Below are 22,835 nucleotides of genomic sequence, written 5' to 3'. Positions count from 1 at the left end.
AGCGCCCATGGTACTGCCTTCGCCGGCGGGAGAGTCGGTCGCCGCCAACCTTGTCACGCCCCAGCCCCGCTGGTCCAGCCCCGGACCGCGGGGCTGTCGCCGTTTAAGGGCCCCGTTTCCCGCGGGCTCGCGGCCGGCGGGCCCCGCGCCGGAGCCCGCCGGCCGCAACGGGCCGCGCGGTACCCCGACCCTTACGCGCACTCCTCCCGCGTGAGCTGCTCGTTGCAGCTGATGGCCGCTTGCGCCTGCCCTGCAGGCCCCCAGTGCTGTGATTGCGGCTTACTCGTGCACAGGGCGTATCGCACAGCACAGAGCGTGGTTAATTGCGGCAACGTTTGGCCCTGATAGTGCCCCGGCACGGCTAGCGCCCACCGCCGGATGCGCCGGTGTGGCCCGTGCTGGCTGCACATTTCTAAACGAGAACCATCTTCCGCGCTTAACGTGGTGATAGGTAGTGGCATGTTACAAGACAGCAATCAAGTACGATAGGGCTACTTAATCTTGGAGCTTCTAACAAAACCTTCCTGTAGAGTCGCATCAATTGCCTAGCTTGGCTTGCTGAAAGCAGATTTTGTTAGAGACTCTTAGCACGCAGTGTGGCTTGAAGCTTTGGCATGTAGTAACTTCCTGAAAGGAAATAAAAAAAGCTACTCCCGATGGGGGCAGCTTTTTTTATTTCCTTTCAGGAAGTGCTAAAGTTTAAGCAGATGCCTGCTTTTTAAGCAGTCAGACCCCTTTATCTGGAATCAACAGAATTTTCGATTGGGCTCAGAGGTGCAGGCCTCAGGGTACTTTATTTTGGAAAGCTATGGGCCAGCTACTACTTCAGTGAATAGTTGCGGAGTGAGGTAAACTTGACCCAACTCCAGGAGACGTTTGGGGGAGATGCTTTCTACTTCCGCCAAGAAATCTTGGTAGAAAGTACTTGGCAGACCGAGAGCTATGATGTGACGGTATTTATCTGCTTGCTCGAAGATGGTGCCCAGCTCGTTCAGGAATTTGCCCAGGATGTAATTTCTAACCGTTTCAAGTTCCTCTTCTGGAATCAGTGCTTCCTGCAATGTGTGCAACTCCCGATGGATTTCATTAATTGCCAACTGCGCATTGGTGGCATTAACATCTGAGCCGATGATGCAGGAGCTAGCATGCTCACGATGAGAAATGCTGGCATATATACCGTAGGTAAGACCTTTGTCCTCCCGAATATTCTTCATGAGACGGGAGCCGAAATAGCCCCCCAGTACTTTAACCAGAACCTGCAGGCCGTGCGTATCCGGATAGCTGGCATTGGGCCACAACCGGCCTAGGCGCAACGAAGCCTGGAGGCTGTTCGGCACTTTCACGTAGTCGGTGGTGGCTGTGTCGGCAGGGGATGAGTACAGGCCGGAGGGCGTTTGCTCGGTTTGAGCGGGTATTGAAAGGCTGGCGACAACCGCTGCTACCTGGGCATCGGTTACGTCGCCACAGAGCAGTATCTCAGCTTTGGCGAGGCTATAGGCCTGGCGGTAGTAGCGCCGCAGGTCATCTGCCGTGAGCTGCTGGAATGAATGCTCGTCAAAAACTTGGCCGTAGGGGTGCTTAGCACCATACAGGTTCTGGGAGAAGCGCTCAGCCGCTAGGTAACTAGTCTTTTGACGCTCGACGCGGATGTTCTGGATGGTGCGGGTTTTAAGCTGCTCTACTTCCAGTTCGGGGAACGTCGCGTTGAGCAGCACGTCCTGCACTACTGGCAGCAGCTGGCCCAGGTGACGGGTTAGACAATACAGGGTCAGCGTAGCCCGGTCGAAGCCCTGCTCGCATTCGAGGGACGCACCGTAGAAGGCCACTTCCTCCGCTATCTGACGGGCAGTGCGGGTGGTGGTGCCTTCGAGGAGGGCCCGAGCCGTGAGCAGCGAGGTACCGGGGCTGCTGTCGTACCAACGGCCCGCCGGCAGCAGGATTTGCAGGCGCACGACTGGCTGCGCGGAGTGAGCCATGACGTGCAGCCGGGCGCCGTTGGGCAACTCTGATACCTGGGCCGTAGGCAAATCGACCCGGCCAAGTGGCCGGGTCGGAGGTGCAATGAGTCGATTGAGCATCAAGGTTAGTTTGTGGGCGTCGTGTCGTCCGCCGGAGCGGCGTCGCCGCCTTGGTTGCCGTTGAAATTGAAGTGCAAGGATACGCGAATTGTATTAGCTAGTGGGTTGGCTTTCGAGTTGGGCACCAGGTAAGCCGCATCGGCCCCAAAAACCTGATAACGCAGCCCCAGACCCAGCGACAGGTACTGCCGGTCGCCCTTGAAGCTGTTCTCATAGAAATACCCTACGCGGGCAGCCAGCAAATCATTGTACCAATACTCGGCGCCGGCGGAGAGGTTGATTTCCTTCATTTCTTCGCTGAAGCCACCGGGGGCATCGTTGAAAGAGCTGAAGATGCCGCGGGTAATCGAGAGGTTAGACCGCCGGTCGTTTTCGGCAATTACTTCGGGGTCGTTGGGCAGCTTGCCCTCGATGTAGTAGGGCGTCGGGACGAGCAGCTTATTGGCGTCGACGGTGAAGGTAATCTTGTTGTAGGCGTCCAACTCGCGCGTGATGGCCGCCCCGAGCTTGAGGTTGGTGGGCAGGAAATCAGCCTGGTCGGCGCGGGTATAGGTGATTTTGTTGCCGATGTTGGACACGGCCCCGCCCAGTGCCAGGTTATAGTCAGCCGCGCCAATAGTGAGGTCACGCGAGTAGTACGCGCCCAGATCCACGGCCAGCGCGTTGCCGGGGCGGCTGTCCTGACCCTGGTTGCCGGTAAGGTTAGAGCGGATGTAGCGGGCCGTAGCACCGATACCAAAATTGTCGCTCAGCTTTTGCCCGTAGGATATGGCCACCGAGTACTCCTTGGGATTGAAGCTACCGGTTTCGACGTTGTTGATGTCGCGGAACTGAATTTCCCCTAGGTCGAAGTAAGTGAGCGAGGCTGCCAGGGCCGCCCGCTGGCCGAACTTCTTGTACCCCGAAACCGCCGAGATGCTCATGTCGTCGGTCACGTTGCGCAGCCACGGGGTATAAGAGCCCGACAACCCGTAGGGGTTCTGCAGGAAGCCCAGCTTGCCCACGTTGTGGAAGGGGGCGTTGGCATCCGGCGAAATGGCCGCCCCGGCGTCGCCCAGGGCGGCAGAGCGGGCATCCGGGCTAATGGTGACGAAGGGCACGGCCGTCGTGATGGTGTTGGTGGTGGGCTGCTGCGCCTGGGCAACGGAGGCGACGCCCAGCAGGGCCGGCAGCAGCAGGTACGAAGCCGTGGGTTTCGGGAAAAGCATACGCGAGTGAAAAAGTCGGGGAATTCGAAATCAGGAAAACGAGGAAAACTTAGTTGAGCAGCACCAGCTTTTCAAATTTGCTGACCTGCGAACCGTCGCGCGGGGCACGTACGCTGAGCCGGTACACATAAACGCCGCGGGCCAGCTGATCATTGTAGTCGTCGCGGCCATCCCAGGTAATGCTGCGCACGTGAGAGTCGCTGTTGAACAGGTGCGCCGAAAGGGTGCGCACCAGTTTGCCCGATACGGTGAAAATCTGCACCTGCACATCAAGCTCCTCCCCGCTGCGGTTGTGGTCGAAAAGGAAGGTGGTGTGGCCAGCGAAGGGGTTGGGGTAATTGAAGATGTGGTCGAGGGCCAGCTTTTCGTCGCGGGCAGCAATGAACTCGATTTCCTTCTCCGAGGAGTTGTTGAACGTGTCCCAGGCCTTGACGCGCAGCACGTGCGGGCCGAGCGACAGGTTCTTGAACAGGTAACGGACCTTGCCGCTGGTATAGGAGTTGAGGTTGGCCGTGTAGTACTCGTTGAGCACGGTCACCTTGCTGGGGTCGTTGTCGAGCGTAGCCGTCAGCTCGTGGCCGATACCGGTGCCGGCGGTATTGATGCCGCTGTCGTCGCTGATGTAGCCCAGCATCATGCTGCTCTGCGGGGTCAGCCCGCCGTACACGAACGTGGTGTCATCGTTCATGAACAGGCGGATGAGCGGCGGAATGCTGTCGTTGAGGGCCGTGGTGCTGGCGCCACCGACGACGATGCGTGCGTTGGCCCCGTGGGCGTCCACGTTCTGGGCCGGGTCGTTGGCGTAGAAGCTGATTTTGCCGAAGCCAAAGCTATAGTTGATGTCCTTGGGCACCACGAACTGCACCCGGAACTGCCCGTTGGTCACCGTCGCTTTGCCGTCGTACACCACATCCTTCTGCACGGGCACGCTGGCCTCATACCCCGGGTTTTCGTTGGCCAAAGTGCGCACGGTCGAGGGCTTCTCGTACACGGTCACCTGCACCTCGCCGTTGAAATTCTGCCGGGTCGAGGAAACCGGGTGCACCACCTCGCCCTCCAGCAGCACCCGCTGCAACGCCCGGAGGGTGTCGATGGGCGCGTGCGTGGGGTCGTCGGCGTTGCTGATGCGGGTGGCGCGCACCGAGTAGTAGGGCATGGCCAGGCGCATGCTCGGGTCGCCGAGCAGGGTGAAGTTGCGGTTGTACACGTCCTGCGAATCGTTGTCCTTACCCGCTACCAGCGCGTCGCCGAGGCGGGGCCACTGCCCGGTGGCAGCGTTACGCTGGAACAACTCGGCATAGAAGGCGCGGGCCAGGGCCTGATTGTTGTTGGCGTACACCAGGCGCGTGGTGGTGAGCAGGCCGATGGCGCCGCCGGGCGTGTCGGTCAGCACCTGCTCGCCGGCGGATTTAACCTGCGGGTCGTCGTACCAGGCGAAGTCGCAGGTGCCGGTGAACATAAACGTGAGGTTCTGGCGGTTCTGCAGCTGGAGCACCGAGGCATTGGTCAGCATCTTCTCATCGGTCCAGCCCGAGGGGCCGCCGTGGCCGGCGTAGCTGACCAGCAGGGAGCCTTGCTCAATGGCCGCGTCCAGCGCCGCGTTGGCATCTGGGGAGCTTTGACCGCCCGAAATGCTCTGCTGGGGGTACATGTCGAGGTACACCTTCCCGATGTTGAAAGCCGGCTTGGTAGCCATCAGCAGGTTGGCCGACGTTTCGGAATCCGTCAGGTGCAGGTTGTAGTCGCCGTCGTCCGCCACGAAGGTGAGGCGGTTGCGCCATTTGCCCTGGGAAGTTTTGTCGTCGTACTGAATCAGCTTGTTGACCACCGCATCGGCCATGGCGACGGAGCCGGGCTGATTTTGCGGGAAGCGAATCGGCAGGCGGCCCACGGCGGCGTCGAGCATGTCGGCGCTGGCCAGGGTGCCTATTTCCGACCATTCGCCTTCGTTATCGTCCAGAAAGCCGTAGTAATCGTCGCTGCAATAGGACGGACCTTCCAGCGTGCCGCCTACGCGGGCAAACGAAGACACCGACTCGTAGGTGGGCACGAAGTTCTGGTTTTCGATGTCGCGCATCTGGCGGCTGGTCCACCAGCTGGGCAACAAGCCGTTGCCCGCTCGGATGTGTTCGTCGTTGCTGGGCTTGCCCTTGTAGTCGTAGGAAGCGTCGCCGAAGAGCACTACGTACAGGCGACCGGTCCGGCCGTTGGGCCGGTCGTAAATCATCTTAATAAAGTCCCGGATGGCGGTAATGTCCTGCCCGCCGGAGCTGAACTCGTTGTAAATCTGCTGGGTGGTTACCACGGTCGGGCGCAGGCCGTCGTAGGTGCGGCGGTGCTCGGCCAGGCGCTGGGCCTGGGCCAGAAATATCTGCGGCGTGACGATAATCAAATCGATGGGCGCCGTAGCCCCAATGGCGTGCAGGTTCTGATTGGCCACGCGGCTAAAGGCGCGGGGCACCGCGAAGTTGGCGCTGGGCGTGAAGGCTACGTACTCGCGCAGGGCGTCGGTGCGGGCCAGAAAGCGGCCGTTGGTGTGCGCCACGCTCTGGGCCTGCCGCGGGTCCGTCACGTCCCACACCAGCGTGCCGGCGGGGGCGTTCTGCAGCGCGAAGGTGCTGAACTTGTTCGGCCCGATGTTATCGAGGGAGCGGAACTCCAGGGGCTCGGTGCCGAGCGTAAGCTGGCGGCGGGCCTGGATTTCGAGGTAATCGAGGTAGCCCACGGCACCGGGGTCGGAAATGGCGCCCTTGTAGGTGAGGCCCACCTGCAGGGTAGAAGTACCGCTCGGGGCCGTCGTCGTGTAGGTGGCGAGGTTGAACATAGCCACTTCCGGGTGGCAGTCGGGGGTACTCGGGTCGCAGCCCTGCGGAATCACACGCTGCGCCGCACCCAGGGAAGTGCCGTTGAGCTGCAGTTCGAAGTTGGTACCACCCGTACGCGGCAGGGCCGTAGCGGCTACCGACGAGGATACGAGCAGGGGCGAGCCGGGCACTAGGTTGGAAACCCCCGCGAAGCTGAAAGTTTTCTGCGCGTCCTTGTTGAAGCCTTCCCCCAGCCAGCGGCGGCCCGAGCGCAGCAGGTTAATCAGCTCCCGCTCGTAGAAGAAGTGGTCAGTGTACTCGCTGATGGTGGCCGTGGCCGTGCCGCTGACGGCCGGCTGGGCGCTGATGCGGCGGCCGTTGGTGGTGCCAACGTTGATAAAGTAGTAGGTGGTATCAGAGTAGAGGTTCTGCTCGTGCATGAAGCGCGGCGTCGAGGTCGAGTTTACGCTCCGGTACGACCAGGTGTGCGGGCCGCGGGCGTAGAACAGGAAGTATTCGTTGTCCTCGAAAGTGGCGTTGTTGCTGCCGTTGTCGGCGAAGTAGATGGCGTTTTCGGCCAAGTCGTCGGGACGGTCGATGTTGTTGGCCTGCGGCAGCATGCCCAAGCCGTAGCCGAAGAGCTGCAGCTTGCGCGGGTCCAGGCTCTGGACTGCCGCCTGGCCCATGAGGGTGCTCAGGAAGGTTTTGTCGAGCTTGAAGACGGTGCCGGTGCCGAGGGCCGTATTGGTTACCCCGATTTTGTACCAGTCGCCGCTACGCAGGGCCGAATTGGTAGCGTAGGTACGGGCGGTGGTGCGGCTCTGCGGGGGCGTGTCGTTGCGGTAGGTGTAGCCGAAGCTGACCAGCTTTTCCAACTGCCCGCTCTGCGGATTGCGGCGCACGGCCGGCACCCGGGCCCGGGTCTGGTACTGGCGGTTCTGCAAGCCGTGGTGCAGGCTGATGCCCGGCACCGTAGTCGGAGCGCCGTTGAACAGCGCAGCTTCGGCCGCGGTAAAGGCTTCGTATTGGGCGTTCTGCAGCTGCACGTCGGTGGCGTAGCCCTCTATCGACAGCCACACGCTGGGCAGCCACTGGCCCGGCGCGTACGAGGCCCCGGCAAAGGTGGGCACCTTCACGGCCTGCGGACCGCGCGGGAATATCTTGGCCTGACCCTTCCACTGCAGGCTAACCTGGGTGACCGGCTGCTGGGCGCGCACCTGCCAGGCCCAGCCCAACAGTACGACCAGCAGCAACGAAGTAGAAAACCGCATAAACGATAGAAAAACAGAGTGGTGTGACGCTGCAAAACAAGCCGCCCGGCGGCCTCCTCAACAATCGTTCCGGCCGGTGCGTTCAGTTATCGGACCATAGAACTACTTGAGCCGGAAAATATTGTGTGGCCGCTATGCCTTGGCCGGCCGCCGCACGACCGACAGCACGACGTACAACAGAATGATGAGCGGCACGGCCGCGGCCTGTAGCAGCACCAGCAGCAGCAAGCTCAACAGCAGAAACACGAAACGCAGCGAATTGTCCTGCCACTTGAAGTTTTTAAACTTCAGCGCGAACAAGGGCAACTCAGCCACCAGCAGCCCCGACATCAGAAACGTCAGGCCCAGCAGCACCCAGGGGTTCAGAATCAGCCCGCTCAGGCCGAACTTGTCGTGGGCCAGAATAACTGGCAGCGACACGATAAGCATGGTGTTGGCCGGCGTCGGCACCCCGATAAAAGAGTCGGACTGCCGGGTGTCATTGTTGAACTTAGCCAGGCGCAGGGCCGAAAAGATGCTCACGGTGAAAGCCAGGTAGGCCAGACTGTTGGGCAGCTGCGTCTGCGGCAGGATGTACTGTAGCAGCTTAAACAGGACGGCGCCCGGCACCACGCCGAACGACACCATATCCGCTAAGGAATCCAGGTCCTTACCAATAGGGGAGGAGACGTGCAGCGCCCGGGCTACGAGGCCGTCGAAGAAGTCGGCTACGGCGGCAATACCGATGAGAAAAGCCGCATTCACCATCGGATGCCAGCGCAAAAAAGCTGGTTGCTGCGAAAAAGTGGCTAATCCCGCGTCAAAGCCTAGAATCAGCGTCAGCGCCACGCAGCCGCAGAGCAGGTTCAGGCAGGTCAGCGCGTTGGGCAAATGGTTTTTAATAGCCATCGGTAATTATTTGCTGCGGAGGAAGGGGTTGGTGGCGCGCTCGTGGCCGATGGTCGTGGCCGGGCCGTGGCCGGGGTACACGGTGACGTCGTCGGGCAGGGTGAAGAGCTGCTCCCGGATGCTGCGGATGAGCGTGTCGAAGTCGCCGCCGGGCAGGTCGGTGCGGCCGATGCTGCCGCGGAACAGCACGTCGCCGCCGATGACCGTTTTGGTGGGCTCGTGGTAGAACACCACGTGGCCGGGCGCGTGGCCGGGGGCGAAAATGACCTGCAACTCCGTCTCGCCGAAGCGCAGCGGCTCGCCGGGCGTCAGCCGGCCGGTGGGCTCGGCGGGGGCGTAGAGCGGGAAGCCGTAATTGGAGGCGTAGGTCTGCACGGCGCGCAGCGTGGCCGCGTCGGCCTCGTGAATGAGGAAGGGCGTGCCGGGCCAGGTGTCGAGCACAAACTGGTTGCCGAGCACGTGGTCGATGTGGCAGTGGGTGTTCAGCAGCAGCTCCACGCGCAGCCCCTGCGCTTCGATAAACTGCTTCAGGGCCTGCTGTTCCTGCGGCGCGTAGCAGCCGGGGTCGACGATGGCGCAGGCGCCGGTGGCGTCGTGCAGCAGGTAGGTGTTTTCGGAAAAGGCGTTGAACGTAAAGCCCGAAACAATCATGCAGAAAGGGAAAAGCCCGCCGTGAAGGGCAGGCAAAGAACGGGAGGGTAAGTTACGCAATCGGCCGCGGATGGCCGGGCAAAGTGCGTATTTTGCCCGCAATGCAAGAAGCTGATTACCTCATCATCGGCCACGGCCTGGCCGGGGCCACCCTGGCCTACACGCTGCGCCGCCGCGGCCGCCGCGTGCTGGTGCTCGACCAGTACCAGCCCGACTCGGCCACCCGGGTGGCGGCCGGCCTCATCAACCCCGTGGCCGGCAAGCGGTTTGCCCTGGCCTGGCGCATCCAGGATTTTCTGCCCGCCGCCCGGGCGTTCTATAAGGAGCTGGAAGCCGAGCTGGGCCGCCCGCTTTACCACGAAAAACCCATTCTGAAGCTGTTCGGCTCGGTGCGCGAGCAAAACGACGTGCTGGCCCGCTCGGCCGGCAACCCCTGGGGCGACTACGTGGCCGACCCCGCCCAGCCCCTGCCGGAAGTGCCCGGTCTGGAGCAGCCCTTCGGCGGGCTGGAGCTGCGCCACGGCGGCTGGCTCGACACCGCGGCCATGCTCGACGGGCTGGCCGAAGACGGCCGCCAAAACGGCTGGCTGCGCGCCGAAACTTTTAAGCCCGAGCTGCTTGTTGCCGACGCAGGCGGTGCCAGCTACGGCCCCGGCTTGCGCGTGCGGCGCGTGGTGTTCTGCGAAGGCCACGCCGCCACCGCCAATCCGTGGTTTGGCTGGCTGCCGCTGACTCCCAACCAGGGCGAAGTGCTCGACGTGGAAGCGCCCGACCTGCCCACCGACTACGTGCTCAACCGCGGCGCCTACGTAGTGCCCGTCGGCGAGGGGCGCGTACGGGTGGGCGCGACGTACCGCTGGCCCCCGTTTAGCCCCGAGCCCACGGCCGAAGCCCGCGCGGAGCTGAGCCAGCGCCTGCACGAGCTGACCCGCACGCCCTTCCGGGTGACGGGGCAGCGGGCGGGTATCCGGCCGGCCGTGCGCGACCGGAAGCCGCTGCTGGGCACGCATCCGGCGCATCCGGCGCTGGCCGTGTTCAACGGCTTGGGTTCGAAAGGTGTGCTGCTGGCGCCCCGCCTGGCGGAGCTGCTGGCCGACGCCTTAGAAACCGGCGCGGAACTGTGGCCGGAAGTCAATATTATTCGTTATCAGGCGTTGTATCCGGTTACCTTGCCGCCAGCCGCGACGCCCGCCTGACCTTCTCTCTCCCGCCCTGCCTTTTGCAGCTGTTATGATGCACTTGTCCGATTTCTCGCCCCGCCTGCGCCGGGGCATGCTGAGCCTGCCGGCCCTGGGGCTGGTGTTTCTGACCTCTGCCGGGGCAGTGCAGGCCCAGACGGCGCAGGAAAGCTTTGGCCGCACCCGCATCCAGTACAAAAACTTTGACTGGCAGCTGCTGAGCACGGCCAACTTCAACGTGTATTACTACCAGGGCGGCGAAGCCATGGCCCGCCGCGCCGCCGAGTACGCCGAGCAGGAGCTGCAGCGCATTACCTCCCTCATCGGCTACTACCCGTACTCGAAAACCACCGTGATGCTCTACAACTCGGTGGGCGACCTGCGCCAGAGCAACGTGGGCCTGAACGACGACAAGTACTCGATGGGCGGGGAGACGTCTTTGCTGCGCATGACCAAGGTGCAGCTGGCGTTTCAGGGACAGCAGACCTTGTTTAAGCGCGATTTGAGCTACCAGGTCACCAAGGTGCTGCTCAACGACATGATGTACGGCGGCTCGCTGAAGGAAGTCATCCAGAGCAGCTACCTGCTGCAGCTGCCCGACTGGTTTGTGGGCGGGGCTTCGGCCTACGCCGCCGAGGGCTGGAGCGTGGAAATGGACGACTACATGCGCGACATGACGCAGAAGGTTGAAAAGGACAAGGCGGCCCAGTTCTTCGTGCGCAACCCCGAGCTGGCCGGCCAGAGCCTCTGGAACTACATTGCGGAGCGCTACGGCTACACCAGCGTCCAGAACATTCTGAACCTGACGCGCATCACCCGCGACGTGGAAACGGGCATCAGCTCCTCGCTGAACGTGCCCTACAAGCAGTTTCTGCGCGACTGGCTGGCCTACTACCGCCAGCTGAACGCCCAGCCCGAAACCGTGCTGCAGCACCCCGACGAGCAGCACCAGTTGATGAACCGCAACCGCCGCGGCCTCTCGTTCAACGAGCCCGTCATCAGCCCCAACGGGCAGCTGCTGGCCTATACCACCACCGACCGCGGCCGCTACCGCGTAATCGTGGCCAACGTCGACGGCTCGGGCAAGCACATCGTGTACAGCGGGGGCTACAAGTCGCCCGACCAGGAGGTGGACCGCCGCCTGCCGGTGCTGGCCTGGCGCAACAACGCTCAGCTGGCCGTGGCCGAAGAAGCCCGCGGCAAGATGGTGCTGCGGGTGCGCTCCTCCAACAGCGGCCCCTTCGGCGCTATTGTGCGCCTGAAAGAGTCCCTGCCATTCATCGGCGACCGGGGCAGCAGCGTGTTCAACCCCTACTCGCAGGTGCTGAGCATGGGCTACTCGCCCGACGGCAAGGCCTTGGCCTTTAGCGGCGTGCGCAACGGGCAGGCCGACCTGTACCTGCTGCGCGCCGGCTCGCGCCAGCCTGAGCGCCTGACCAACGACGTGTTCGACGACGTGCAGCCGGTGTTCATGCCCGACGGCCAGTCGCTGATTTTCAGCTCCAACCGCTGGCTGGACTCGGCCGGCACGGCCAAGGGCAACTTCAAGGGCGTGGTCAACAACTACGACCTGTTCCGCTACCGCCTCGACGGCGCTGCCCAGCCGGTGGAGCAGCTGGTGGCTACCATCTCGAACGAGACGCGCCCGCGCGTGCTGTCGCAGAACGAGCTGCTGTTTTTGAGCGAGGAAAGCGGCGTGCGCAGCGTGTACCGCTACAACCTGACGACCCGGCAGCGCAGCCCCGTCACCAACTTCATCAACAACCTCAAGAGCTTCGACTACAACGCCACCACCGGGGCCCTGGGCTTTGTGGCGGCCGACCGCGCCCGCGACTTCGTGTATTCCTACCCGAAGTACGAGCTGCCGGAGTTCTTGACCCTGAGCAAGACGGCCCGCCAGGAAATTCTGGAGGACCGCTCGGCCGCGGCCAGCCGGCCCCGGCCCAAGCCGACAGCTCCGGCCCCGCAACCCGCCACCAGCGGCTCCAACCTGGCCGGCGGCGTGCAGCAGATCCGGCCGCCCCAGCGCACCGACCAGGGCGTGAACGTGAGCGACTACCAGTTTGAGGAGGATGCTCCGCGCATTCAGCGCCAGCGCCGCACGCCCACGGTGGTGCAGAAGCCCACGGCCGTGACGCCCGGCATCACCGGCCCGGTGCCCTACGACACCCGCTTCAGCCTCGACAACGTGGTGTCGACCATTTACACCGACCCGCTGCTGGGCTTCGGCTTCATCGGGCAGGCTACCATGTCGGACCTGATGGAGGACCACCGCATCCGCGCCGGCATCTTCGCCCTGACGGACCTGCGGACCAGCAACATGTTTGCGGAGTACACCAACCTGAAGCACCGCTACGACTGGAGCATCGGCTTCCAGAAGCAGAGCTACTACGTGGCCAACGAGACGTCGGGCAACCTGTACATGGGCCGCTACGAGCTGACGCCGGGCATTTCGTACCCGCTTTCGCACAACATCAGCGTGCGCGGCAACCTGCGCTACGTCAACTCGCTGTACTCCAACCTGGACGACCTGGGCACCTCCGACCGGCGGGACCATTTCCTGGGCGGCAGCGGCGAGCTGGTGTTCGACAACTCCATTGCCACCGGCGTGAACATGCTGGAGGGCACCCGCATGAAAGTGGGCGTGCTGAAGCTGAAGCAGATGAAGAACTCGGAGGAGGACTTCGGCAAGATTTACGTGGACGTGCGCCACTACCAGAAGGTACACCGGCAGATTATCTGGGCCAACCGGGCCAGCTACGGGCAGTTCTTCGGCAATTCGCCCAAGGTCTTCCGCCTCGGCGGCATGGATAACTGGCTAAACCAGCGCACCGACGACAGCCGCGAGGTGGCCCCGCAGAACGGCGCCTCGCCGGCCGACTTCTTCTACCAGCAGTTCGTGACCAACCTGCGCGGCTTCAACTACAACGCCCGCTCCGGCCCGAAATACGTGCTGTTCAACTCCGAGCTGCGCATTCCCATCATTCAGTACCTCTCGCGCAAGCCCATCTACTCCGGTTTCTTCCGCAACCTGCAGCTGACCGGCTTCGCCGATGCGGGCACGGCCTACAGCGGCGTCAACCCGTTCAACTTCAACAACTCGGTGAACACCGTGCAGATTGACCCGAGCGGCCTCAACGCCTTCTCCGGCACCGTGACCAACTTCCAGAACCCCTTCCTGATTGGCTACGGGGCGGGTATGCGCACCACGCTGCTGGGCTTCTACGGCAAGCTGGACGTGGCCTGGGCCCGCGAAAACGGGGTGGAGAAAGGCCCGAAATTCTACCTCTCGCTGGGCTACGACTTCTAGGACCGCAGATTCGGCGGATGAGTTGGCGGATAAAACGGATTCGTTCTGTTGCACCCAGACTCGCACAGCGCCCCTGCTGGCTTCGGCTGGCGGGGGCGCTGTCTTTTGTGGGGCTTTGGCGCGTGCGCCGAAACCAGGACGGCTGCCGGTAGTTTTCGTTCTTTGCGTACTACCCACGCCCAACACACACCCGTTGTCATGAAAAAACTCCTACTGTTCGCGCTGCTGCTGCTAGCCGCGGCGGCCCAGGCCCAGTACCAGACGCCCGGCACCGGCCGGCGCTTTACGCTGGCCCAGCTAAGCACGGCCGCCGGCGCCGCCTACGTGGCCCAGTCGGGCACCGAGTGGCGCATCAACGACACCATCCGGCTGGCTGCCACCGATACGCTCAGCATCACCACCAACGAAACCATCCGCGTGGCCGCGCTGGCCCTGGTGTACATCGACGGCACGCTGCTGATTAATCCGCCCGACACGGTGAAATTCATGGCCCAGAATACGGCCGCGCCCTGGCACAGCATGTGGTTTTCCAGCACGGCTGGCGGCTCGCGGCTGCGGCGCACGGTGGTGGAGTACGGCACCGGCCTGCGCGTCATCGGGGCCGATATCCAGCTCATCGACTGCACGCTGCGGCGCAACGTGGCCACGCTGAACGTCAACGGTACCACCCGCAGCATCAGCAACGGGGCGCTGAGCCTCTCGGGCAACCGGGCGCTGGTGCAGAACTGCCGCTTCGTGCGCAACGCCCGCTCGGCCATTATTTCGCCGGCCAACATTACCACCTCGCCCATCATCGTCGACAGCCGCTTCCTGGTCAACAACACCGACAACGGCAACTACCCGCAGATCAACCTGGGCCCGGGCACCGCCGGCCAGCAGGTGCAGATTGAGCGCAACCTGATTGTGGGCGGCGGCGCGGCCACCAACATGGGCGGCGGCATTGGCGTGTCGAACCTGCTGGGCGGGGGCGGCGTGACGCAGGTGCTGATGCGGCGCAACGTTATCCGCAACAACCGCTACGGGCTGACGGTCATCGGCTCGAACTTCAACGCCTACATCACCCAGAACCTCATTGAGGACAACAATACCAACTCCAATGCCCTGACCAGCGGCAGCGGCATGAGCTTCAGCGGGGTACAGTCGCAGGTGGGCGTGGTGTCGCGCAACATCATCCGCGGCAACCTCTGGGGCGTGACCGTCATCAAATCGAGCACGACGGCCGCCGGGGGGCCGCGCATCAGCTTCGGCAACCTGGCCTCGGCCGACACCACCAACCGCGGCTTCAACCAGTTTCTGGGCAACGGCAACGGCGGCACGATTTACGAGCTGTACAACAACAACGTCACCACCGACACCATTCGGGCTGAAAACAACTGGTGGGGCTCGGCCCTGGCCGCCGACGTGGAGGCGCGCATCACCCACAAAACCGATGACGCCACCTTCGGCTTCGTCGACTACAACCCCTTCCGTGCCACCGGCCCGCTGGCCGTGCGCGGCGCCCGGCCCCTGGCCCTGGAGGTGTATCCCAACCCGGCCCGCACCCGCGTGACGCTGCAGGCCCCGGCCGCCGGCCCGCTGGCCGTTACCTTGCTCGATGCGCAGGGCCGCACCGTACGCCAGCAGCTCAGCGCCACCGCCGACGGGCGCGCGGTGCTGTCAGTCAACGGCTTGGGCCAGGGGCTGTATCTGTACCGCGTAGAGCAGGGTGGGCGCACCGCCACGGGCCGCCTGCTGGTGGAATAGCCCCGCCTGTAGCCTGACATATTTGAGCGAGCCGGCCTCTTCTGGGGGCCGGCTCGCCGCTTTTGGGGCGGCTGAGTACCACATATTCAAGCCGCAACACCCCCTTTCCGGCGACTGGGTTGTATCTTTGCAGTCCCGCAAACCCACCGACCGGCCGTGCAGCTGTTACGCGAGATTTGGTACCTGATGCAGAAGGACTTCCGCCTGGAATGGCGGCAGCGCGCCGCCCTCAACGGCATGCTGCTGTACGTGGGCAGCACCGTCTACGTCTGCTACCTGAGCTTCGTGCGCGGCGGGCAGCTGCCGGCCCCGGCCTGGAACGCGCTGCTGTGGATTATCCTGCTGTTTTCGGCCACCAACGCCGTAGCCAAGAGTTTCCTGCAGGAAAGCCGGGGCCGCCTGCTCTACTACTACACGCTGGTCCGGCCCGAGGCCGTGATTCTGGCCAAGATCGGCTACAACGCCCTGCTGCTGCTGCTGCTGGGGCTGCTGGCCTTTGGGGCCTATTCCCTGGTGCTGGGCAACCCGGTGCAGGACATGCCGCGCTTCCTGCTGGTGGTGGTGGTGGGGGCGCTGGGCTTTGCCTCGGCCCTGACGCTGATTTCGGGCATTGCGGCCAAAGCGGCCAACAGCAATACCCTGATGCCGGTGCTGGGCTTCCCGGTGGTCATTCCCATCCTGCTGCAACTCATCAAGGCCGCCAAAAACGCCCTGGACGGCCTCGATGCCTCGCCGCAGCCGGTGTACATGCTCTTGGGCATGAACCTGCTGGTGGTGGCCGTGTCTTACCTGTTGTACCCCTTTTTGTGGCGCACTTAGGGTGACAAGTAACAGGTGACACGTGACAAGCTGAACACGTTGCCACCTTGGTTTGCCAAACTTGTCACCTGTCACTTGTTACCTGTCACCCAAAAAAGAATGAAAAACGCCTGGTGGAAAGTGCTGACGGTGGTTCTGCTGGTCTACACCGTGGTGATGGGCCTGCTGGGGCCGGTGCCGCGGCTGGCCATTCTGAACGAAACCATCCGCAACCTGTACTTCCACGTGCCGATGTGGTTCGGCATGACCATCATCTTCACCGCCTCGCTCGTCAACTCCATCCGCTACCTGCTGCGGCCCTCGTACCGCCTCGACGTGCTGGCCTACGAGTCGGCGCGCACGGGGGTGGTGATGGGGCTGCTGGGCCTGGCCACGGGCAGCCTGTGGGCGCGCTACACCTGGGGCACCTGGTGGACGCCCGACCCGCGCCTGAACGGGGCCGCCGTGGCCATGCTCATTTACTGCGCCTACCTGGTGCTGCGCTCCTCCATTGCCGACGAGCAGCAAAGTGCCCGCATCGGGGCGGTGTACAACATTTTTGCCTTCTGCGCGGCCATTCCGCTGCTGTTCATCCTGCCCCGCCTCACCGATTCCCTGCACCCCGGTGCGGGCGGCAACCCCGGTTTCAACTACTACGACCAGGCCAAGTTCATGCGGCCGGTATTCTACCCCGCCGTTTTTGCCTGGACGCTGCTCGGCGTCTGGATTACCGAAGTGACCGTGCGCCTGGCCCTCGTCAAACAAAAGCTGTATGAAAAACAACTGGCTTAACCGCGCCGCCCGCCGCCTGCTACTGGCCCTGGCGGCTCTGCTACTGCCACTGCTGCCGGCCCTGGCCCAGCAAACCGCCGCGGCGGGCCCCGAAATGGCCGATACCATGCGCCAGGACGGCAAAATCTACGTGGTGGTGGGCGTCATCCTCATCGTCCTCGTCGGCCTGCTGGCTTACCTGTTCAGCATCGACCGGAAAGTAGGCCGCCTGGAGCGGGAAGTACGCGACTAACAAAAATCATTTCGAGGGGCCGGATTTTTTCCGCCCTTCGTGGTTGTTTCAATGGGCTGACTGCCGGGCGGTTGGTCCGATTTCTCCGGCGAGAGTCGCCGTAAGCACCATGAAAAAAACACATCTACTGGCCCTGGTCGTTATTGCCATTGCCATCAGCGTCGTCATGGCCACCGCCAGCGACGCCTCGGTGTACGTGTCCTTCGGCGAAGCCAAAGAGCTGGCCGCCGACGGTGACCTGCGCAAAGTGCACGTGGTAGGCCGCCTGCCCCACGACGCCCAGAAGAACATCGTGGGCATGCAGTACAACCCCACCGTCGACCCGAACTACTTCACTTTCATGTTGGTGGACACCAACAAGGTGCAGCAGCAAGTGGTGTATTTCAACCCCAAGCCCCAGGACTTCGAGAAGTCGGAGCAAGTGGTGATTACCGGCAACATGCGCAACAACGTGTTTGTGGCCGACAAAATCCTGCTCAAGTGCCCGTCGAAGTACGTGGAGAAGGACGTGAAGGGCGCCACCGCCGCGCGGTAAATCAATTAAAAATTAAAAATGAAGAATTAAAAATGTGCCTTGGCTACGCTGGGAAGCGGTTGGCCGGAGTACAGTCTTCAATTTTTAATTTTTAATTCTCAATTTTTAATTGGAAGACATGAACATAGGGGACTGGGGACATTTGGGCGTCATCGTGGCTTTCGTGGCGGCGGTGGTGTCGGCGTTGGGATATTTCATGGCGGCGCGCGGCCGGGCGCTGGGCGAGGCGGATGCTTCGTGGCAGCGGCTGGGCCGGGGCGCCTTCATCGTGCACGGGGTGGCGGTTATCGGGGTTATCGTGGCCTTGTTCGGCATCATTCACGGGCACCGCTACGAGTACTACTACGCCTGGTCGCACAGCAGCAACCACCTGCCGGTGTACTACATGATTTCCTGCTTCTGGGAAGGGCAGGAAGGCTCGTTTTTGCTCTGGATTTTCTGGCACGTGCTCATCGGCTTCTGGCTGATTCGCGGGGCCAAGCAGTGGGAGGCGCCGGTTATGGCCGTGTTTGCCTTCGTGCAGCTGTTCCTCACCTCCATGATTCTGGGCGTGATGCTGGGCAGCCTGAAGCTGGGCTCCTCGCCCTTCATCCTGATGAAGGAGTTCATGCCTGATCTGCCGGTGTACAAGCTCAACCCCGACTTCGTACCCCAGGACGGTACCGGCCTGAACCCGCTGCTGCAGAACTACTGGATGGTGATTCACCCGCCCACGCTGTTCCTGGGCTTCGCCCTCACGCTGGTGCCTTTCGCCTACGCCATTGCCGGCCTGTGGAAAGGCCAGCTCACCAACTGGGTGCAGCCGGCTATCCGCTGGAGCCTTGTCGGGGGCGGCATTCTGGGCGTGGGCATCATGATGGGCGCCTACTGGGCCTACGAGACGCTGAACTTCGGCGGCTACTGGAACTGGGACCCGGTGGAAAACGCCGTGTACATCCCGTGGCTGGTGCTGGTGGCGGCCCTGCACGCGCTGGTGCTCTGGCAGCGCGGCAAAACCGGCCTGCGCACTGCCTTTAGCCTGGTCGTAGCCACTTTCCTGCTGGTGCTCTACGCTACCTTCCTCACCCGCTCGGGCGTGCTCGGCAACGCCTCCGTGCACTCCTTCACCGACCTGGGCCTGTCTGGGCAGCTGCTGATTTACCTGCTGGCTTTCGTGGTGCTGAGCATCGGGCTGCTGGTGTGGCGCTGGAAGCAGATTCCGGTGTCGGAAAAGGAGCTGACCATGTACCACCCCGAGCTGTGGGTGTTCATCGGCGCCACGGTGCTGTGCCTGGGCGCCTTCCAAGTGCTCGTCACCACCAGCATTCCGGTGTACAACGCGCTGGTGGGCTTTTTCGGGGTGAAGTCGAACCTAGCCCTGCCCGCCGACCAGATTGCCCACTACACCAAGATTCAGCTCTGGCTGGGCGTGTTCGTGGCCCTGCTGTCGGGTATTGCCCAGCTGCTCTGGTGGCAGCGCAACGACAAAGAAACCGTCAGCGCCACCTTCACCATTCCGGCCATCCTGACTTTGCTCGGAGCCAGCCTGGTGATTCTGCTGGTGCGCCAGAACGGCGACAAGCAGATGTCCTTGCCCTACATTGCCCTGCTGACCACCGGCCTGTTCGGGCTGCTGGCCAACGTGAGCATGCTCATTCAGCTCGTGCGCCGCGGGGTGCGCCTCTCGGGCGGGGCCGTGTCGCACATCGGCATTGCGCTGATGCTGATTGGCATCCTGGCTTCGGCCGGCTACTCCAAGATTATTTCGCAGAACACCTCCGGCCTGCTGTACTCGCGGGAGTTTTCGGAGGAGCTGAACCGCGACAACGTGCTGCTCTGGCGCAACGACGCGGCCAAAATGGGCAAGTACGAGCTAACCTACACCGGGCAGTATTTCGACGTGCCCGGCGTGCCGGAGTACGTGAACAAGGAGCTGCTGTTCCCGGTAGCCAACGACGAGTATAAGGCCATTGCCCGCGGCGAAATCAAGGTAGGGGAGAAGACCTACTACAAGTCCGGCGACACGCTGGAAGTGCGCCCCGAGGACACGTACTACCGCGTCAACTACAAGGACACGAAGACCGGCAAGGAGTTCGTGCTGTTCCCGCGGGCCCAGGCCAACGAGGAAATGGGCGGCCTGCTGGCCTCGCCCGACATCAAGCTGTTCTGGGACCATGACGTGTACTCGCACGTGTCGTCGGTGCCCGATCCGAACAAGGAAAAGGACTGGTCGGAGGCCAAGCAGTTCGTGGTGGCCATGAACGACACGCTGTTCCTGAACGACTACTTCGCCGTGTTCAAAAACGCCGAGGCCGCGCATAACACCGCCGGTCTGGGCCTCGCCAAGGACGACATTGCCGTGCAGGGCGACATCATCGTGTACGGCGAAAAAGGCCGCCAGTACCACGTACACCCGGTGTTCCTGGTCAAGAACGGCATGGTGGGCCGCGTGGCCGACGAAGTGGAAGACCTGGGCCTGCGCATCACCCTCGACAACATCGACCCGCAGCAGGGCAAGTTCACCTTTGGCGTAAGCACCACCCAGAAGGACTACGTTATCCTGAAAGCCATGGAGAAGCCCTTCATCAACCTGCTCTGGAGCGGCACCCTGCTCATGGGCCTGGGCTTCGGCATAGCCGTGGTGCAGCGCGGGCGCAAGCCCAAGGCCGCCCCCGCCGCCAAGGTGCCACTGGGCGCCAAACGGGCGCAGGTGGCCTAAATACCTTCACCTTCGCTGCTCAAGAAGCCAAACGGGCGGCCCGCACCACGCGGGCCGCCCGTTGTCGTTGGGGGCAAAGCAGCGCCGCGGGCTTACTTCTGGATGCTGATCCGGCTTACCGCAAAGCCATTGCCGCGCGAGACTTTAAGCTGGTACATGCCGGCGGCCAGCTGCTCCAGGTTCAGCTCGGTGCGGAAATTGTCGCGGGCCGTGGTGGCGTACACGCGCTGGCCGAGCTGGTTCAGCACCTCCACCTGCAGGCTCTGCTGCGCGCCGGCGGCCTGCACCTTCAGCGTAAAGCTGCCGGCCGAAGGATTGGGGAACACGCTGATGGCCCGGGCCAGCTGCGCATCCTGCAAGGCCGTGACCGTGGGCGTGAAGCGGAACGTGAAACCGGGCGCCGGCAGAGTGGTAGTGGTATAATCGAAGGCCTGGGTGGTGTAGTTGGTGGTCTGGAAGGTGGCCGTGGTAGCCGCCGCGGTTTCCGGCTTGGTGGCCAGCAGCACCTGCCCGGCGGCGGGGCCCGAACCCTTCAGGCCCACGGCGGCAAAGCCGACGTCAGGCGTGCCGGCGGTGGCGGGGCCGTACACGAATTCGATGGCGTTGGTGGTTTCATACAGCTTCACCTGGAAGCTGAAGTTGGTGAACTGCGTGGCCGAACCAGCCGGGAAATACTCCCGCATACCCGACCACTCAATGGTGCAGACGCGGTTGGGAGCTGTGCCGGTGGTAGCGGAACGGAAGCTGGTTGTGGCCGAGGCGGCAACCAAGTCGACGTGGAAGGGAAACAGCATATTGACGTCGTCCGGGTCGGTCGACGCCTCGAAGTATTCGAAGTCAGCGCTGGGCGGAGTGCTGCCCAGCTTCAGGGCGCCGTTGGTGTTCAGCACGAACTGGGTAAACGCCTGGCCGTTGTAGCCGAAGGTGAAGCCGATGTTCTGAGCCGCCGAGTTGTCGTCGTCGTCGTCGCCCACCACGATGGCCGTGCCGGTGGTACCCAGGCTGGTGAAGGTGCCGGTGCTCATAGCGGCCGAGCCAGTACCGAAATTCAGGTTCTGGGCCTGCGCCGTAAGCATGCCAGCCAACAGGCCCAGGCCGGTCAGCCAGCCGCGATGCAGAAGAGGGGAGTAGAGTGCTTTCATAAAGCTGGAAATGGTGAGGGGTTGGGGCTGAGGCAGAGCTGGAGCCAATGCCAGTGAACAAACAGCTAGCTAGAAGCCGGTACCGATTTCACTACGTACGGATTGCCGATACCGACGACGGCGGGGCAAAACAAGCCGGCGTTGACCGGCATTGCGGCCACAAAAAGCGAAATTTCGGCCGTCCTTCCTTTTTCGAGGTCCGCTACATGCCCATTAACCCTCGCATCGTGCTGCTCGGCGCCGGCCGCGTCGCTGGCCAGCTGGGCCCCGCCCTGGCCCGGGCCGGCTACCCAATTGTGGCCGTGTGGAGCCGGCAGGCCGCTTCGGCCGCCGCGCTGGCCGCCCCGCTCGGGGCCGTGGCCCTCAGCGGCCCCGCGCCCGACCTCACCCAGGCCCCCGCCGCCGACCTCTACCTGCTGGCCGTGCCCGACGACGCCGCGCCCCAGGTGCTGGCCGCCGCCCGCTGGCCCGCCGGCGCCCTGGTGGCCCATACGTCCGGCACCCTGCCGCTGGCGTTGTTCGAGGCCCGGCCCGAGCTGCGGGGGGGCGTGTTCTACCCGCTGCAGACCTTCAGCCCCGGCCGCGCCATCGCCTGGCCCGCCGTGCCCCTGCTGCTGGAAGCCGCCGACGCCGACGGCTTGGCCACGCTCACGGCCGTGGCCTCCTCGCTCAGCCAGCGCGTGCTGCCCGTGGCCACGGCCCAGCGCCGGCAGCTGCACGTGGCCGCCGTATTTGCCAGCAACTTCACCAATCACCTGCTGGGCCTGGCCGATGCCCTGCTCACCGAAGCCCACCTGCCGGCCGGCCTGCTCACGCCCCTGGTGCGCGAAACCGTGGACAAAGCTCTGCACCACCCGCCCTTCACGGTGCAAACCGGCCCGGCCATCCGCCACGACGCGGCCACCATTGCCGCGCACACGGCCGCGCTGGCTGCGCACCCGCGCTGGCAGGCCTTGTACGCCCAGCTCACGGCCAGCATTCAGGCCACGGCGGCCGAGACGAATAGCGCGCAGCCGCAGGTTTAATGGCCGTTGCGGCAAACATCCGGGTGGGGTTCAGGCTTTATGCGGCGGCGTGCCTACCTTTGCGCCTCATTTTCATACCCGCAAGCCTCCCACCTTCGTGAAAGCCGTCAATATCACCTTCAAGTTTTCGGACGGGCAGCCCGAACAAACCCACGTGGCCGCGGAGGGCGAGTCGGTGCTGGACGTGGCCCTGAACAACGGCATTCAGCTGCAGCACAACTGCGGCGGCGTCTGCGGCTGCAGCACCTGCCATGTGTACGTGCAGCAGGGCGGCGACGAGCTGCCCGAAATCAGCGACAAGGAAGAAGACTTCATTGACCGCGCCGTCAACCCGCGCCTGAACTCCCGCCTGGCCTGCCAGTGCGTCATTCAGTCCGCCACCGAAAACCTCGTCATCGAAATTCCCAAACAAGACTTCCTGGGCCACTAAGTTTTAATGTGCGGAATGTGATTGAATGTAAGTAATGTGCGGAATGCGGTCC

16 protein-coding genes are annotated in these 22,835 nt (G+C 63.2%); 10 read left to right on the top strand and 6 right to left on the bottom strand.

Features of this window, described 5'->3' with window-relative positions; all coding sequences use genetic code 11:
• Positions 1-806 precede the first annotated feature (806 nt).
• The 5 genes from EJV47_RS26990 to EJV47_RS26970 all read right to left on the bottom strand — a co-directional run bounded on the left by EJV47_RS26990 (position 807) and on the right by EJV47_RS26970 (position 8,900).
• The gene (locus tag EJV47_RS26990) at positions 807-2,078 is read right to left on the bottom strand and encodes a M16 family metallopeptidase (RefSeq protein WP_126696327.1); all 1,272 of its coding nucleotides are present in this window, start codon (positions 2,076-2,078) and stop codon (positions 807-809) included.
• 5 nt (positions 2,079-2,083) lie between these two features.
• The gene (gene porV, locus EJV47_RS26985; protein WP_126696326.1) at positions 2,084-3,286 is read right to left on the bottom strand and encodes a type IX secretion system outer membrane channel protein PorV; all 1,203 of its coding nucleotides are present in this window, start codon (positions 3,284-3,286) and stop codon (positions 2,084-2,086) included.
• 49 nt (positions 3,287-3,335) lie between these two features.
• Positions 3,336-7,361 (bottom strand): type IX secretion system sortase PorU, encoded by a 4,026-nt coding sequence (gene porU, locus EJV47_RS26980; protein WP_126696325.1) that lies wholly within the window; start codon positions 7,359-7,361, stop codon positions 3,336-3,338.
• A gap of 132 nt (positions 7,362-7,493) precedes the next feature.
• Complete coding sequence (locus tag EJV47_RS26975; protein WP_126696324.1) at positions 7,494-8,249, bottom strand: CDP-alcohol phosphatidyltransferase family protein; 756 nt, start codon at positions 8,247-8,249, stop codon at positions 7,494-7,496.
• Positions 8,250-8,255: 6 nt separating this feature from the next.
• The gene (locus EJV47_RS26970) at positions 8,256-8,900 is read right to left on the bottom strand and encodes an MBL fold metallo-hydrolase (protein ID WP_126696323.1); all 645 of its coding nucleotides are present in this window, start codon (positions 8,898-8,900) and stop codon (positions 8,256-8,258) included.
• Between the two features lie 101 nt (positions 8,901-9,001).
• On the opposite strand from EJV47_RS26970, the gene EJV47_RS26965 reads away from it, so the two are divergent.
• From EJV47_RS26965 to ccsA, 8 genes are all read left to right on the top strand, one after another.
• Entirely contained in the window at positions 9,002-10,096 is a 1,095-nt protein-coding gene (locus EJV47_RS26965) for an NAD(P)/FAD-dependent oxidoreductase (protein ID WP_126696322.1), read from the top strand.
• A 34-nt stretch (positions 10,097-10,130) separates the two neighbouring features.
• Entirely contained in the window at positions 10,131-13,388 is a 3,258-nt protein-coding gene (locus tag EJV47_RS26960) for a TolB-like translocation protein (RefSeq protein WP_243651332.1), read from the top strand.
• 198 nt (positions 13,389-13,586) lie between these two features.
• Positions 13,587-15,131 (top strand): T9SS type A sorting domain-containing protein, encoded by a 1,545-nt coding sequence (locus EJV47_RS26955; protein ID WP_126696321.1) that lies wholly within the window; start codon positions 13,587-13,589, stop codon positions 15,129-15,131.
• 186 nt (positions 15,132-15,317) lie between these two features.
• Complete coding sequence (locus tag EJV47_RS26950) at positions 15,318-15,950, top strand: heme exporter protein CcmB (protein WP_126696334.1); 633 nt, start codon at positions 15,318-15,320, stop codon at positions 15,948-15,950.
• Positions 15,951-16,049: 99 nt separating this feature from the next.
• On the top strand, positions 16,050-16,721 hold the full coding sequence (locus tag EJV47_RS26945) for a cytochrome c biogenesis protein (RefSeq protein ID WP_126696320.1): 672 nt from the start codon (positions 16,050-16,052) through the stop codon (positions 16,719-16,721).
• On the top strand, positions 16,702-16,953 hold the full coding sequence (locus EJV47_RS26940; RefSeq protein WP_207896011.1) for a CcmD family protein: 252 nt from the start codon (positions 16,702-16,704) through the stop codon (positions 16,951-16,953). Before EJV47_RS26945 ends, EJV47_RS26940 begins: the two co-directional genes overlap by 20 nt.
• A gap of 109 nt (positions 16,954-17,062) precedes the next feature.
• A complete protein-coding gene (locus tag EJV47_RS26935) occupies positions 17,063-17,488 on the top strand; it encodes a cytochrome c maturation protein CcmE domain-containing protein (RefSeq protein ID WP_126696319.1) in 426 nt (141 codons plus the stop codon).
• Positions 17,489-17,606: 118 nt separating this feature from the next.
• Positions 17,607-20,186, top strand: a complete 2,580-nt coding sequence (ccsA, locus tag EJV47_RS26930) for a cytochrome c biogenesis protein CcsA (RefSeq protein ID WP_165903953.1) — start codon at positions 17,607-17,609, stop codon at positions 20,184-20,186.
• 92 nt (positions 20,187-20,278) lie between these two features.
• Here the strand turns inward: ccsA and EJV47_RS26925 are convergent, their stop codons facing one another.
• Complete coding sequence (locus EJV47_RS26925) at positions 20,279-21,328, bottom strand: T9SS type A sorting domain-containing protein (RefSeq protein ID WP_126696317.1); 1,050 nt, start codon at positions 21,326-21,328, stop codon at positions 20,279-20,281.
• Between the two features lie 206 nt (positions 21,329-21,534).
• On the opposite strand from EJV47_RS26925, the gene EJV47_RS26920 reads away from it, so the two are divergent.
• Both EJV47_RS26920 and EJV47_RS26915 read left to right on the top strand, forming a co-directional pair.
• Positions 21,535-22,353 (top strand): Rossmann-like and DUF2520 domain-containing protein, encoded by an 819-nt coding sequence (locus tag EJV47_RS26920; RefSeq protein ID WP_165903952.1) that lies wholly within the window; start codon positions 21,535-21,537, stop codon positions 22,351-22,353.
• Positions 22,354-22,450: 97 nt separating this feature from the next.
• Positions 22,451-22,783, top strand: coding sequence for a 2Fe-2S iron-sulfur cluster-binding protein (locus tag EJV47_RS26915; protein WP_126696315.1), 333 nt, complete (start codon positions 22,451-22,453; stop codon positions 22,781-22,783).
• Positions 22,784-22,835: the final 52 nt, after the last annotated feature.

It is taken from the genome of Hymenobacter gummosus, from assembly GCF_003970915.1.
Lineage (GTDB): Bacteria > Bacteroidota > Bacteroidia > Cytophagales > Hymenobacteraceae > Solirubrum > Solirubrum gummosum.
Note: the sequence above shows the minus strand (reverse complement) of the source record. Positions and strands in the feature narration are given on the sequence as shown.

Bases quoted from the DNA above. Each gene is read 5' to 3' on its own strand.
- EJV47_RS26990 (WP_126696327.1), bottom strand. From the start codon at position 2,078: ATGCTCAATCGACTCATTGCACCTCCGACCCGGCCACTTGGCCGGGTC.
- porV (WP_126696326.1), bottom strand. From the start codon at position 3,286: ATGCTTTTCCCGAAACCCACGGCTTCGTACCTGCTGCTGCCGGCCCTG.
- porU (WP_126696325.1), bottom strand. From the start codon at position 7,361: ATGCGGTTTTCTACTTCGTTGCTGCTGGTCGTACTGTTGGGCTGGGCC.
- EJV47_RS26975 (WP_126696324.1), bottom strand. From the start codon at position 8,249: ATGGCTATTAAAAACCATTTGCCCAACGCGCTGACCTGCCTGAACCTG.
- EJV47_RS26970 (WP_126696323.1), bottom strand. From the start codon at position 8,900: ATGATTGTTTCGGGCTTTACGTTCAACGCCTTTTCCGAAAACACCTAC.
- EJV47_RS26965 (WP_126696322.1), top strand. From the start codon at position 9,002: ATGCAAGAAGCTGATTACCTCATCATCGGCCACGGCCTGGCCGGGGCC.
- EJV47_RS26960 (WP_243651332.1), top strand. From the start codon at position 10,131: ATGATGCACTTGTCCGATTTCTCGCCCCGCCTGCGCCGGGGCATGCTG.
- EJV47_RS26955 (WP_126696321.1), top strand. From the start codon at position 13,587: ATGAAAAAACTCCTACTGTTCGCGCTGCTGCTGCTAGCCGCGGCGGCC.
- EJV47_RS26950 (WP_126696334.1), top strand. From the start codon at position 15,318: ATGCAGAAGGACTTCCGCCTGGAATGGCGGCAGCGCGCCGCCCTCAAC.
- EJV47_RS26945 (WP_126696320.1), top strand. From the start codon at position 16,050: ATGAAAAACGCCTGGTGGAAAGTGCTGACGGTGGTTCTGCTGGTCTAC.
- EJV47_RS26940 (WP_207896011.1), top strand. From the start codon at position 16,702: ATGAAAAACAACTGGCTTAACCGCGCCGCCCGCCGCCTGCTACTGGCC.
- EJV47_RS26935 (WP_126696319.1), top strand. From the start codon at position 17,063: ATGAAAAAAACACATCTACTGGCCCTGGTCGTTATTGCCATTGCCATC.
- ccsA (WP_165903953.1), top strand. From the start codon at position 17,607: ATGAACATAGGGGACTGGGGACATTTGGGCGTCATCGTGGCTTTCGTG.
- EJV47_RS26925 (WP_126696317.1), bottom strand. From the start codon at position 21,328: ATGAAAGCACTCTACTCCCCTCTTCTGCATCGCGGCTGGCTGACCGGC.
- EJV47_RS26920 (WP_165903952.1), top strand. From the start codon at position 21,535: ATGCCCATTAACCCTCGCATCGTGCTGCTCGGCGCCGGCCGCGTCGCT.